Annotated in this window: 14 protein-coding genes; 1 reads left to right on the forward strand and 13 read right to left on the reverse strand. The window is 42.3% G+C overall.

The genetic code is table 11. The annotated features are described in order from the left end of the window. Positions 1-170: 170 nt before the first annotated feature. On the forward strand, positions 171-692 hold the full coding sequence (locus WC445_02030) for a hypothetical protein (GenBank protein MFA5128726.1): 522 nt from the start codon (positions 171-173) through the stop codon (positions 690-692). A 354-nt stretch (positions 693-1046) separates the two neighbouring features. On the opposite strand, the gene WC445_02035 is transcribed toward WC445_02030, so the two are convergent. The 13 genes from WC445_02035 to WC445_02095 form a co-directional block, all read right to left on the reverse strand. Further along, complete coding sequence (locus WC445_02035; GenBank protein MFA5128727.1) at positions 1047-1451, reverse strand: endonuclease domain-containing protein; 405 nt, start codon at positions 1449-1451, stop codon at positions 1047-1049. Positions 1452-1512: 61 nt separating this feature from the next. Next, positions 1513-2601: an MraY family glycosyltransferase gene (locus tag WC445_02040; GenBank protein ID MFA5128728.1), complete on the reverse strand. Its 1089-nt coding sequence runs from the start codon at positions 2599-2601 to the stop codon at positions 1513-1515. 11 nt (positions 2602-2612) lie between these two features. Next, positions 2613-5378, reverse strand: coding sequence for an AAA family ATPase (locus WC445_02045; GenBank protein MFA5128729.1), 2766 nt, complete (start codon positions 5376-5378; stop codon positions 2613-2615). Between the two features lie 4 nt (positions 5379-5382). After that, positions 5383-5751, reverse strand: coding sequence for a hypothetical protein (locus WC445_02050; protein ID MFA5128730.1), 369 nt, complete (start codon positions 5749-5751; stop codon positions 5383-5385). 187 nt (positions 5752-5938) lie between these two features. Continuing rightward, a complete protein-coding gene (tgt, locus tag WC445_02055; protein MFA5128731.1) occupies positions 5939-7051 on the reverse strand; it encodes a tRNA guanosine(34) transglycosylase Tgt in 1113 nt (370 codons plus the stop codon). A gap of 7 nt (positions 7052-7058) precedes the next feature. Beyond that, positions 7059-7658, reverse strand: a complete 600-nt coding sequence (locus tag WC445_02060; GenBank protein ID MFA5128732.1) for an HD domain-containing protein — start codon at positions 7656-7658, stop codon at positions 7059-7061. A gap of 1 nt (position 7659) precedes the next feature. Beyond that, positions 7660-8055, reverse strand: coding sequence for an NUDIX hydrolase (locus WC445_02065; protein MFA5128733.1), 396 nt, complete (start codon positions 8053-8055; stop codon positions 7660-7662). A gap of 10 nt (positions 8056-8065) precedes the next feature. After that, complete coding sequence (locus WC445_02070) at positions 8066-8857, reverse strand: hypothetical protein (protein ID MFA5128734.1); 792 nt, start codon at positions 8855-8857, stop codon at positions 8066-8068. A 322-nt stretch (positions 8858-9179) separates the two neighbouring features. Beyond that, the gene (locus tag WC445_02075; protein MFA5128735.1) at positions 9180-9542 is read right to left on the reverse strand and encodes a hypothetical protein; all 363 of its coding nucleotides are present in this window, start codon (positions 9540-9542) and stop codon (positions 9180-9182) included. Between the two features lie 14 nt (positions 9543-9556). Then, positions 9557-10507: a 16S rRNA (cytosine(1402)-N(4))-methyltransferase RsmH gene (rsmH, locus tag WC445_02080; protein ID MFA5128736.1), complete on the reverse strand. Its 951-nt coding sequence runs from the start codon at positions 10505-10507 to the stop codon at positions 9557-9559. 1 nt (position 10508) lies between these two features. Beyond that, positions 10509-10940 (reverse strand): division/cell wall cluster transcriptional repressor MraZ, encoded by a 432-nt coding sequence (mraZ, locus tag WC445_02085; protein MFA5128737.1) that lies wholly within the window; start codon positions 10938-10940, stop codon positions 10509-10511. Positions 10941-11492: 552 nt separating this feature from the next. Further along, on the reverse strand, positions 11493-11921 hold the full coding sequence (locus WC445_02090) for a hypothetical protein (GenBank protein MFA5128738.1): 429 nt from the start codon (positions 11919-11921) through the stop codon (positions 11493-11495). Further along, positions 11921-13336 (reverse strand): L,D-transpeptidase family protein, encoded by a 1416-nt coding sequence (locus WC445_02095; GenBank protein ID MFA5128739.1) that lies wholly within the window; start codon positions 13334-13336, stop codon positions 11921-11923. Before WC445_02095 ends, WC445_02090 begins: the two co-directional genes overlap by 1 nt. Positions 13337-13341: the final 5 nt, after the last annotated feature.

Raw genomic sequence — 13341 nt, forward strand, 5'->3', positions numbered from 1 at the left:
CACGCGATGATTCGCGCGCCGAGAAAACTTCCTCTCTTCGAAAGTACCACTTTCGTGATGCCCTCGAAAAAGGGCGGAACTCATTGTGGTGGGTTCCGCTAAACTTGCTTGGTTGCTTGTCGCACATTACTGTATGATTTTGCAAAACCTTGCAAGCCGCTCAACCTAGGATGGTTGAACTTTCCTGGCATACTTTGGAAGCCAGGACGTTGGGAAGGAAGCTATGGCACACATTCGCAGATGCCGTAGTCACAGTAGCCAAACTTCTCTCTGCAAGAATTCCGGCACTCTTCATCCCTGCAGAATCTCTCATCGTTCAGGTCGCACCGTTCGCCGATGCCATCATTGTCCGCATCGAACTGGTCGGGGTTAGGATCAATAGGACAGTTGTCCCAACGATCTGGAATCTTGTCGCCATCCTGATCCTTTATCATGACCGGCTGAACAACCACGCCCCGCCAGTGGAGAGAAGCCGCTCGGGAAACTTCCAGGCAAAAACCGCGCAACGCGCAGAAAAACGTGAAAACGACGAACGTGAACGACGCTACCGTGATTACTGTCCTTGCCACTTTTCCATTCATTATGTTTTTACTTCCTTATTTCATCCGCCAAAGGCGGACTGGTCAATGAACTATTCCCTTGTCGCACCATGCGGTTTAGGAAATCTCTTCAGTGGCGCTGGTGGGAATTGAACCCACTCTGACCCGGTCGACCCTTGCGGGCTCTCTCCTTGAGACTTTTTGACCGGCAGCGCCCCTCGAGCAGAAACTCGTGCTTCTGCCCTGGCTTGAATCGATGAATACTCATCGCCTCAAGTCATTTAGACAAACAAAAACGGGCGAGGAGAGAATCCGCCCGAAATTAAATTATTTGTACAAATAATTTAGGGTGGTTTCCCGCCAAATCGGCGGGTCTCTCTCAAACCAACTTATCTTATTGTCAACAAATTAGTATACCATAAAAACAACAATCTGTCAAGAGTTTTTGACAGATTTATACATTCCACTCTATTTTTCCTTTTAAATTAACCAAATTTACCCCTCCCCTTAAGAATTGACTACTCTTCCCCTCCTCCCTGAGGAGGGGTTGGGGGTGGTGCGTAATTTTTGCAAAATTATTGCCAAAGCATTATCTAAACTATCTCTCACATCGTTGTCTGTAAAACGCACAACTCTTATGCCAGCCCTTTCAATAAATTCTTGTTTTACGCGGTCGTGTTCCGCAGCTCCAATTTGATAATGACTATCACCATCAATTTCCACCGCGAGTTTAGCTTCCGGACAATAGAAATCGACAACATACGGCCCTATTCCTTGCTGCCGGCGAAATTTGTAGCCGCCCAGATTATTCCCACATAAATAATGCCAAATTATTTTTTCAGAACACGTGGGACGGTTGCGAAGATTTCGACGCGTTAACTTTTGTGATTTGCGGTTAAATAGTTTGATCATAACCACCCCTTGATCCCCTCCTTGGAAAGGAGGGGAAACTACAACCTTAAGAGGGGGAAATTTACTCCCCTATTTTATGCTCGTTCCGACGGCCTTTTATCAAAACAACTGTCCAGGCTACGCCCAAAATTCCCAAAACTACCAAAGCAAAAACTTTGCCCCCAGATTTTAAAATCAAAGTTGAAGTGCCAAAAGCCAAAGTCACAAAATACAGTGAAAGCACGGCCTGGCGCTGGGTCATCCCGGCGCGAAGCAGGCGAAAATGCAGATGTTTTTGGTCAGCCAAAACCAAACTTTTCGGCCGGCTCCAAAGTCGCCGTAAAATGACAATCGCGGCATCCAAAATCGGCAAACCCATAATCAAAAGTGTGGTCGCGATTTTACCGCCGGCAATGATGGATAAAACCCCTAAAATAAATCCTGTAAACAGGCTTCCGCCCTCGCCCAAAAAAATCTTCGCCGGATTAAAATTCCAAACTAAAAATCCGGCGCAAGCTCCGGCAAAAATTATCGCGAGCATCGCTGTCCCCGGCTGGGCGACTTCGGCCATTAAACTGACGAAAAAAATTATTATTGCGCCGATGGTTGAAACTCCGGAAACCAAACCGTCCAAGCCGTCCAAAAATTTTGTCGTGTACATCATTCCCATCAACCAAATAAAAGTGAAAAGATCGGCGAGGATTGTAATTTTATAAGGAATACCATCCCACCAAAAAATAATTTTCTGCCAGGAATCAAGATGTAATAGTCCGCCGAAAGGGTTGGTGATCTGGCTAATTCCCACGCCGCCTATAATTACAGCAATCACCGCCGCAATCGGCCAGATGATTTGATATTTTGGCGCCAATTTATATTTGTCATCCAAAAATCCGCCAATCATCAAAAGCGCGCCGCCCAAAAACACGCCAATTAAATTTTTCGCAAAAATTTCCGTACCTAAAACTTTGTCGGAGAAAAAAATATAATAAACTAAAACTCCGAAAAAAGATAAAAAAATCGCCAACCCGCCCAGAAGCGGCATTGGCTTTTTATGAATTTTTCTTGTTTCATTCGGCTCGTCAACCACGCGCCACTTCAAAGCCAACCGGCGGACAAGCCCGGTCAAAAAAACCGCCAACAAAAAAGTGACGATGAATGAAGTAAAATACATGGCATTTCATTTTATAATTCTCTCGCCTTCTCGATTTTAAAATTCCCACCGACTTCAAAAATAATTTTGTCCCGTCGGCCGACTTGTTTTGTTAAAAGCAAATTTGCCAAACCATCTTCCACTTTTTCCTGAATTACGCGGCGAAGAGGCCTCGCGCCAAAAACCGGGTCAAAGCCGGCTTTGGCGAGTTCGCGAACCGCTTCGGGTGTCGCCTCAAAAATAATTCCATGCTTATTTTCCAATTGTTTGCTAATTTTGTCAAGCATCAGACCTGCGATTGTTTCAATCTCATTTTCCGCGAGAGGTTTATAAACAATTACCCCGTCAAAACGATTCAAAAATTCCGGACGAAAATACGGTTTTAGCTCCGTGTTTATCAGGCGATCTTTAATCGCTTCAATTGATAATCCGCCCCTGATCCCCTCCTGAATCGCCGGTGAGCCGGCGTTTGAAGTCGCGATTAAAATTACGCTCGTAAAATCAATTGTTCTTCCCTGATTATCAGTCAAGCGGCCGTCATCCATTACTTGTAAAAAAACATTTAAAATATCTGGGTGGGCTTTTTCAATTTCATCCAGGAGCAACAAAGTAAAAGGACTTTTCCGAACTGCTTCAGTTAAAAATCCTGATGAATCCCCTGCCGGCGCGCCGATTAATTTATAAATACTCGCCTGATCCTGATATTCTGACATATCAAGGCGAATCATATTTTCTTCGCTGCCAAAATAAACTTCTGCCACGGTTTTCGCGGTTTCAGTTTTACCAACGCCAGTCGGCCCCAAAAATAAGAAATTGGCAATCGGCCGTTTGCCTTCGCGAAGTTCGGCCCGAGAACGCCGCAGCGCCGCGGCCACCATTTTCACGGCTTCATCCTGGCCGATAACGCGACGATGCATCACTTCTTCCAGCCGCAAAAGTTTTTCGGTTTCGCCTTCGGTCACGGCCGTTACCGGAATTTTCGTTTTCTGCGCCACAACTTCGGCTACATCTTCGCCGGCGACCACCGCGCCTTCGCCTTTTTTACTCCGCGTATAGTGCGCCGACTCGCGCAAAATTTCTATGGCCTTTTCCGGCAAAAATCTTTCATGCAAATACCTGTCGGACAAAGTCACGGCCTTTTCCAGAGCGTCGTAAGAAAAAAATACTTTGTTTTGATATTCCACGCCGCCAACTTTTGCTTCCAAAATTTGGATCGCTTCATTTATTTCCGGCTCGCGGACTTCAACTTTTTGCAAAACATTGCCCAAAGGCGAACCTTCAACATGCCTGCTCCAATTCATCGGCGTGGCCGTTGCCAAAACAAAGAAATAACCCTTGGCAAGTTCATCCGCCAAAACGCGAGAAAGATCAACGCTTTCCTCCGCCCCCGCGGTTATGCCGATTAATCCTTCAATGTCTTGGATATAAAGAACAATATTTCCGGCGCGGGCAATTTCATTACAAATAATCAAAAGCCGTTCCTGGGCATCGGCTGGAGACGCACCTGCCACAAGTTGACCAATATTTAAACTGATCAATCTTTTATCCTGTAAAATTTTTGGCACATCTTCTTCAAGCATTCTTTCGGCAATGCCTTCAATAATTGTATTTTTCCCGACGCCGGGATGACCGATTAAAATTACGCTCTGGTGTCCGCCTTCAATAATTCTCATTATTTCTTCTGCTTCTTTTTCGCGGTCAATACAGGGCGCGAGATACGCAAACTTCGCCATTAAAGTCAGATCTCGGCTGAATTGATCCAAATACGGCGTGGCCATGGCCGTCATCGCGCGAGACATTGTTCCGCCCGGGCGAAGCCGCGCCAAGGCGCGCGCCTGTTTCCATTTCTTCCGCAAAAGTTCGGAAATTTTCAGCCACTCCACCACGTTTCTAAGTTTCGCTAAATCAACTTCCATGGAATACAAAACTTCTTGGATTAATTCTTCTGATTCGGCCGACGCTAAAATAAGTTCGGCAATATCAATTTGTTCGCGGCGCGCGGCGTATGCTTTAAAATATGATTCAAAAAATACTAAAATCCCTGCCGAAGAAAGCGCGGGTTCTCCTCGTTCCGGCAAATTTACGGGAAGCGCACCTAATTGTTTAATAATTTTTTCCTGTAAAATTTTTAAATTAATGCCAAGCCGCCCGAAAACCACAGCCGATTTTCCGGAAAAAAGAAGCGCGCCAAAAATATGGAGCGGCAAAACTTCCGCGTGGCCAAATTTCAAGGCCGCTTTCCAAGCGTCAACGAGCGCGTGCTCGGCCTCCTGGCTCAAAGTTTTGGCCACATTTATTTTTTCTTTTGCCGGCAACTGCCGAACAGCCGCCCAGTCGGTGATTTCCCCAACCGGCGCCGTTTTTATTCTTTCATCCACTTTTTCCGAATATTCCCGCTTTTCCACTTTTCCCGTTAATGCCCGCTCCAAAGAAAACTGGTAAACTAAATAAAAATCACCGACAAGAGATAATAAAAATAAAATTACTTCCAGCCGCCCGGAAATCCAAAAAGTAGTGTCAAAAATTGAAATAAAACCGACTTCCCAAATTCGCCAGCCTAAAAATAAAATAGCGCCCAAGCCAAAAATCAAGGTAGCTCCGGCGAGGACAACTTTCAAAAATTTTTCTATCTTTTTTCTTTGCAGTTCGCGCTTGGTAATTATTTTATTCCAATACAAAAATCTGCTATTTCGCCAAAGGCCCGCCCCAAATCCCTGGCAAGCCAGACATTTTCCGGCTCCCACTTTTCCGCTGCCATTGCAGGCGGGGCAAATTAAAATATTTTGGTTAGGCGTCATAAAATTATCCTGCCAAATTTAAAATAATTCCTAAAACTACGAAGAGCGGTAGAACAATCCAAACAAAAAAGACCAAGATCATAATCATGGTCCATAAAAACAAAACCAGCGTCCGGCCGATTATCTGAAAAATTCTCATGAAAAAACTGATAAGCACTCCGGCAATATCATGCTGGCCAAACATCGGTTTGAAAATATTTACCGCCCAGACTTTGACGCCAAGGCGGACTTCCATATTCTTTATTCTCTGCCAGGAAAAATTCGCCGCCATCGCAAGCCCCTTCGTATACCACCAAATTGGGAAATACAAAATTTCCCGGATAATATCCAGAAACACGTCTCGTATGAGACCGCTTGTCACCTTTTGAACCATACCCCGTAGTAGAACTTCGACTCGCGAATAAGTCTCGGCTCCTCTATATTTTATTTATTTACGCTCCGCGATGAACTTTGACACATAATTTTGCTAACATTATTCGCTAAAGGCGAATTGTCGAAGTTTCACTACGGGGCATATTTAATTATTTTAGCACAAAAAACGTTTTTAGAGAAACCCCAAGTTAAAATTTCCCTGCCCGAATCGCCGCCCTGATTTTTCTCATCAATTCCAAGTAGAAATGGACGTTATGAATTGTCGCGAGGCGCGCCGCTAAAGGCTCGCCGGCAATGAAAAGATGGCGCAAGTAGGCGCGAGTATAATTTTTACAAGTTGGACAGGAACAATTTTTATCAAGCGGCGAAAAGTTATTTTTAAATTTTTCGTTTGTGATGTGGAGAGTTTCGTAAAATCCCTGGCCAAAATTATCTTTCTTTCCCTTGAAAATATAAATCAACCCATGCCGGGCATTCCGGGTCGGCAGGACGCAATCAAACATATCTATCCCGCGCCGGACGGCCTCAACAATTTCTTCCGGCTGGCCGACACCCATCAAATAATGCGGTTTTTCTTTTGGCAATTCAGGCACAACATAATCCAAAATTTTATACATATCTTTGCGCGGCTCGCCTACCGCCAAACCGCCCACCGCGTATCCGTCAAAATTCAAATCCACCAATTCCTCGGCGCTCTTCAATCTTAAATCTTTGTAAACGCCGCCCTGCACAATCCCAAACATCAATTGTTTGCGTAACGGGTAATGAGTAACGGGTAATGAGTAATTTTTACTTCTTTCTGCCCACTTTGTAGTCAAACGCACTGCCTCCTCAACAATTTTCCGCGAGGCGGGATATGGCGCGCAAACATCCAAAATCATGGCAATATCAGAACCTAAATTTTTTTGAATTTCCAAAGCAAGCTCCGGCGTCAAAGTAAATTGCCGGCCATCAATATGCGAACGAAAAATCGCGCCGTCTTCGGTTATCTTTCTCTGTTTGGCCAACGAAAAAATCTGGTATCCGCCCGAGTCAGTCAAAATCGCCCCGCCCCAATTCATAAATTTATGCAATCCGCCGGCTTTTTTCATTACTTCCATTCCCGGACGAAGCAAAAGATGATAAGTGTTGGATAAAATTATTTCCGCGCCGAGATTTTTAATATCCGCGCTGTCCAGCGTTTTAACCGAGGCCTTTGTCGCGATCGGCATAAAAAATGGCGTCTGCACAACTCCATGCGCCACTTTCAACTTCCCTACCCTCGCGCGAGATTTTTTTGAGGTTTTAAGTATTTTGAACATAAAAAAATTAAACCGATCTGCTTTCTAAAAGTTGTTTTATTTTATTGATTGATGTTTCCCAAAGTTTTTTTGTGTATTCACAATAAAAAGGTCGTCTTGTTAACTTTTCATCTTTTATCCAAAATTCATAAAATTGTTGCGGGGTTTTCTGCATAGATTTGGCGGTAGCTTCAAATGCGTTGAAACTAGAAGTAACCCAAAGAAAATCTAAATCATTAAACACAGCCATTTCCTCGCATTCTTGAAAAGGAGAATCGTCACCAAATAACCAAGCGTCATGGACTGAAATATAACGTACAATTTTTTCAGTCAGGACTGGACTGTAATTTATCTCTCGAAGAATACTCTCTGAAATTTTAGCGCCTTCCGCCATGTGAAGTTTTTTTGTTTCTTTATCTTTAATATTGGGATTCGTATCTTTAATAACCGAATATCCGACATCGTGCAAAATTACAACTGGAAGTAATATTTTTTTATCCAAATGTTCAATGTCGGCAATTTTATCAGCTTCGCCCATCATCCATGAGACGTGCGGAATATTATAAGCGCGGCCTTTCTGATAATAAGGCTTAGCCAATTCAAAAATTTTAAGATAAATGTCTTCCATATTATATTTTTATTTCTCCTTGTTTTACTTTTTCAAAAAACTTTTTAGTGCCGGGATATAATTTTAATTCAAGCGCCTCGTCCGGCGTCACCCATTTAAACTCAGACGCTTCGCTTTCATCAATTTTTAAATCGCCGCCAATTATTTCAGCCAGCCAGAACGAAACTGTTTTAACTTTTGTATCTGCTTTTGTTGTCCAAAGTTTTTTAATTGGCTTAACTTTCAAACCGGCTTCTTCGCTGACTTCTCTTATTACAGTCGCCTCTTCATCTAAATCAGACTCCTCCGCTCTGCCGCTCGGCGGTTTCCAGAGGCCAAACATTAAATCACGGCTTTCTTTAAGCAGTAAAAATCTATTGTCTTTTTTTATAATTGCCGCAATACCGTGGCTTTTCATATTTTATTTTTTAATCTAAGATCTTCAACTGAATAATCGTTAAAAGTAATACAATTAGCATTAGACTATAGTTTATTGAAAAATTGCGTAGAGTAATATAGTTTTCACTTGGCGAAATATTTATCTTTTTTACAAATTCGTCGTTAGTAGTACCATAATTTCCAGAATGCATTTTCATTTCGCCCCTAAACCTATAAAGGGATTTAAAGCTATACTCCCCCCGGCTATTGAAAATTATCGTAGCCCTACCATTCAATTTTCCTGGCTTTATTTCTACTCCACCTGCACTTTGAACTCCCATGCGTTCGCCGAGCTCAATTGGATATTTGAAAGAGTTGAACCATGCCAATGAAAATTCATCAAACGAATCTTTAAACACGGACAGAGTGTCAATTTCATCGAACTTTTTTACGGATGCCTTTATTCTTATTTTTCTGCCAGCAATAAATCCTCCCCTTGCCTTAATTATTATTTCTATTGGAATGCCTCCCGGCCCATCTGGAAATTTATTAATTTCAGGACTATTACTGGGGTGCAATATTAACATATTTTCTTTCACGAAGGGGATAAAAAATCCAATAAGCGCTAATCCTGCCCATGCAATAAAAATAAAAATTATATAATATTTTATGTTATATATCTCCAAAAAGAATTTATCTACTATGAAAAGTAAAACTATTATTATTGGAAAAGCAAACTCTATGACTCTGCGTATAGAAAAATCATAATAAAATAAAGAATATATATAGCCAAAAATCTTATTACAAGGCTTTAAAAATTTACTTTTCTTAGAAAATTTCATAGTTGTAAATGTTGGTATATTTTAATCATACCCTATTTATCCCGGACAATAAAGCCCGCCATTTGAACCCCTCACCCTAACCCTCTCCCCCAAGGGGCGAGGGGATTTTTGCGCCTTTGCTAATTTTGCGTTTTCGCGATATCAAAAACAGCTTCTTCATCCTTGAACAAAGGTAAGAAGAAGCCGTTAGCTCGCAGTTTTTATCAGAGTTTGCCAAAGGGTTAATTCTTCGACACTACCTCCGGAAAAACTGCGAAATATTTTTTTATAAATAATGAAATCCTTCGACTCGCTGTGCTCGCTCAGGAGATAACATTACACATTATTTAACGGCGACCGTGCCGCTCGTTTTCGCGTAATCAACTTTCGCCACGCCAACCATGCTCAAACTATTGATTCTCTCCTGAATCTTAGCCGTTGATTGCATTTCCGCCACTTGAAACTCAATCTTCCTGATATTTTCTTTAAGCGCGGCTTGTTTATCTTCCAAATCTTTTATGGCAAAGCCCTTTACTGCCATGCTATTAATTTGGGCGAGATAGAGCACGCCGAATAAACAAATCAAAACAACGAGGGCTATATTTATAGTTTTAACATTAGAAAAAATCTTGTACCAAACACGCGGTTTGGCTTCAAGCCTTTCTTTTTTGTTTTTGTTTTGGATCAGCGCCAAGAATTTTGACATATTTTGATTTTCGGCTACTTCAATTTCTCAACGGCTCGAAGTTTCGCGCTCCGAGACCTGGGATTTTGGGTTGCCTCCTCCTCACTGGGTACTATTGGTTTTTTATTTAAAATTTTTAAAATCGCTTTGTGGCCGCAGGTGCAGACTGGAATGCTTTTTGGACAAACGCAGTCAATTGATTCTTTTTTAAAATATTGTTTGACGATTCTGTCTTCCAAGGAATGGAAGGAAATTATCGCGAGCCGGCCGCCCGGCGGAAGAATTTGAATCGCTTGCGGCAAAACTTCGGTTAAATTTTCAAGTTCGTGGTTTACAGCAATGCGAAGAGCCTGAAAAACTTTCGTGGCAAAATGGATTCGGCCAAACTGAAACTTTTTCGGGATCACTTCAGCAATCGCGTTCACCAGTTTAAAAGTCGTGTCTATTGGATTATTTTTTCTAATTTCGCAAATTCTCCTGGCAATTCTTCCGGAAAATTTTTCTTCGCCGTATTCTTTGAAAATTCTTTCTAATTCCTCTTCGCGAGAATGGTTTAAAATATCCGTTGCCGTCATCCCCTCTTCGCCATAGCGCATATCGAGCGGCGCGTCGATTTGAAAAGAAAAACCTTTTTTCGGATCCGCGATTTCCATGGAAGAAAATCCGAGGTCAATCAAGATGCCGGAAATATTTTTAAAATTATTTTGAAGGACTATGTCCTTTAAATCTCTGTAATTACCTCTGACGGCAACTAACCTCGTGTCCCCGATTCCCGCCTTCAAAGCTTTTTGCTTGGCGACAAGAATCGCCCGCATATCCATATCAATTCCCAGAACTTTTCCATTCGGCGAAATGCGTTTTAAAATTTCTATCGTATGTCCGCCGGCGCCTAAAGTACAATCCAGAAAATTTTGGTTTGGTTTTGGATCAAGAAATTTTATGACCTCATTTAAAAGGACTGGTATGTGCTCGGATTTTTTTTCCATATTAAACCCCGAGCTCCCCTAACTGTTCGGCGATGTCACCGCTTGTTTTTTCCGTGCCGCTCTTGTAAGTATTCCATTTTACTTCATCCCAAATTTCCAAACGATTGTAAAGTCCGGCGACGATAGCGTTTTTTCCAAGGCCGGCATACTTCCTTAAATAATCAGGCAAGACTACTCTTCCCTGTTTGTCTAAAGAAACGTCCATCGCGCCGGCGAGCATTAATCTGGAAAAGGCGCGAGTGTTGGCGCGGCTGATCGGCAGCTTGGCTAATTTTTCCGCCAAGATTTTCCATTCAGCTCCCGTGTACAAAAAAAGGCAGTTGTCTAAACCCCGAGTCACAACTGCGCCTTTAGAAAGTTTATTTCTAAACTTAACCGGCACGGCCAGTCTTCCCTTCTCGTCTATTGTGTGATTGTATTCTCCGATAAACATGAAAGTAGTTTTATGCTGTTTGAAAAATTTTACGTGATTTTGCCGAGTCCCGCCCCGTACGAAGTAAAGGTTTCAGGCGAGAAAATTTTTAAATAACCATCTTGCGCTCATTGCCCTGCTAGCTACATCGCCCCGCTTAAACTTCGTATGGGGTGATTGTATTCTCCGATAAACATAATATTTTGTGAAAGAAACAAAAGTGGAGGACGGTGGGTTTTGGGTACTAATTTTTTTTGGTTAAAGTGGAATTGGCGCGTAATGTCTTGGCCAATTAGCCGCGGAGCTGTTATTTGAACTTTTGATTAAGGAATTCTGAAGGTTTTCCTCAGGATCCTTTGGCTCAAAGCAACTCCGAGTTATCCACAAAGAACCATGTCTATCCCCACTTTTATCCACTTTCATATCTTATACTTCCATTTTACTCCACTTTTCCCAACTTGTCAACCACTCTGTCAACGAATTATTTTCCTTTTAAATAAAACAAAAAATCCACTGCTGTGTATAAGTGGATTTCTATATTTCAAATTAAGCTTGTGGATAACTGGCGCCAAGCTACAACTTCCACTTCTTGGGCTTGGTGATATTTGGCTCCTTGCCGTAAGTCGGCAAAACGATTTTCTCTCCTTCGCCTTTAATCATTTTTTCATAACCTATTCTTAAAAATTCAATTTCACTTTTAAATTCCTCCTGTTTTAATCCAATAACCGGAATTTTAAGCAAACTTCCCAGAAGATTCGCCGCGACCACGCCGCCGCGCACCGCCGTAAAAGATCCCGGACCGGAGACCACGGCGATTCCCCCGATTTTCCCCACCTCTTTTTTATTTTTCTTAAAAATTTTATCAATCAAAAAAAGCAATTTATCTTTTGTTTCTTTTGTTGCCTCTTTTTTAATTTTTTTTCCGTCAAACAAAAAAACAGTTGCTTCGCCTAGAACCGCCGTATTAATTCCTAATAATATTTTTTTATTTTTTAATTTCATTATTGATGCACAATAACAGGCGTGCCTTTCTCAGCCCATTCAAAAACTATTTCCGCGTTGGAAAGCGCGAGCCGTACGCAGCCATGCGAAACCCTTTTTCCTAGATGATTTACTCCTTCATAAACAAACTTACTGCCGCTCTTCCAATATGGCAAGCCGTGGATGCCCGCGCCACCCTTGGTGAACAACATAAAATGCGGCATATAAAGTGAATACGCGTTGGAATACGCCACCTCTGATTTGGATAAAATTTTAAAAGTTCCGAGCGGGGTCGGCATTTTTGTCGTGCCGGTGGAAACTAGATATTCTCCAAGCTTAAAACCGTTTTCAAAAAATTTAAGCTTTTGCTCGCTGATATCAATTTCAATATATTTATATAAATCCGCCCTGCCACTCGGTTCGGTTTTATTGGGCATGGCCACAATCTTATTTTCTCCATCGGCAAACTTCCCTACTCCGACAAGCGTCCCGCTTCGCGAATTTTTATCAAAAGAAAAAAATTGATTTTCTAAATTTCCTTCACCGTCAAAAATTCTGATATGCGGCCCGCCCGTAAACCCCGCGCCCAAAATAATTTCTTCCTGGCTATCTTCGTCCACATTGCCCAGAGAGACGTTCACTCCTCCGCGGAAACTTTTTCCATAAGCCAAAAATCTTTTAACAAATTCTCCATCTGAATTAAAAATTTGAACTTCAGGAACGCTCCCCCATCCCGGCGCGACAACAACTTCTTCTTCCTCGCCAGCCAAAATATTTCCCGCCGCCACCCGAACGCCGCTCCATTTATTTATGCCTGTCGGATTAATTTTGAACAAAGCCACGCCTAAATTATTAAAAACTTTTATTTCCGGCTCTTGCCCGGGCCCGCTGCCCACGATAATTTCATCCTGTCCATCATTATCCAAATCCCCGGCGGCGAGATTCGCGCCAAATTCCAAATTTTTATCAAAAGCAAAAAAGCTTTGGGAAATTTCCATTTGGCCATAACCGTCAAAAATTTTTATTTCCGCCGCCGCACCTTCGGCCGGTGCGGTTATAATCTCACCCTTGCCGTCTCCGTCAAAATCTCCGGCGCCAACCGTGACGCCTCCTAAAAATTTTTCATCATAAGCCAAAAAGGAATTTACGAGCGATCCATCCTCCCGATAAATTTTTACTTCTGGTTTTTTACCAAACGGCGCGCCAACCACGATTTCGTTTACCCCGTCCCCGCCCAAATCAACCATCGCCATACTCGGCGCTTCGTCCATTTTTGAAAAAGAAATAAAAAATCCCTTCTCCGGGGTGAAATTCGTTGTATTAAAAATTTTTACTTCCGAAACCCCCGCGGCATGAACAAAATTAACCGGTAATATTAATAAAAGTCCGGCACCTAACACGAAAAATAAATTTTTTGCTCCGTTGGGCATAATCATAATAA

It is taken from the genome of Patescibacteria group bacterium (assembly GCA_041650995.1).
Lineage (GTDB): Bacteria > Patescibacteriota > Patescibacteriia > XYB2-FULL-38-15 > XYB2-FULL-38-15 > JAHIRI01.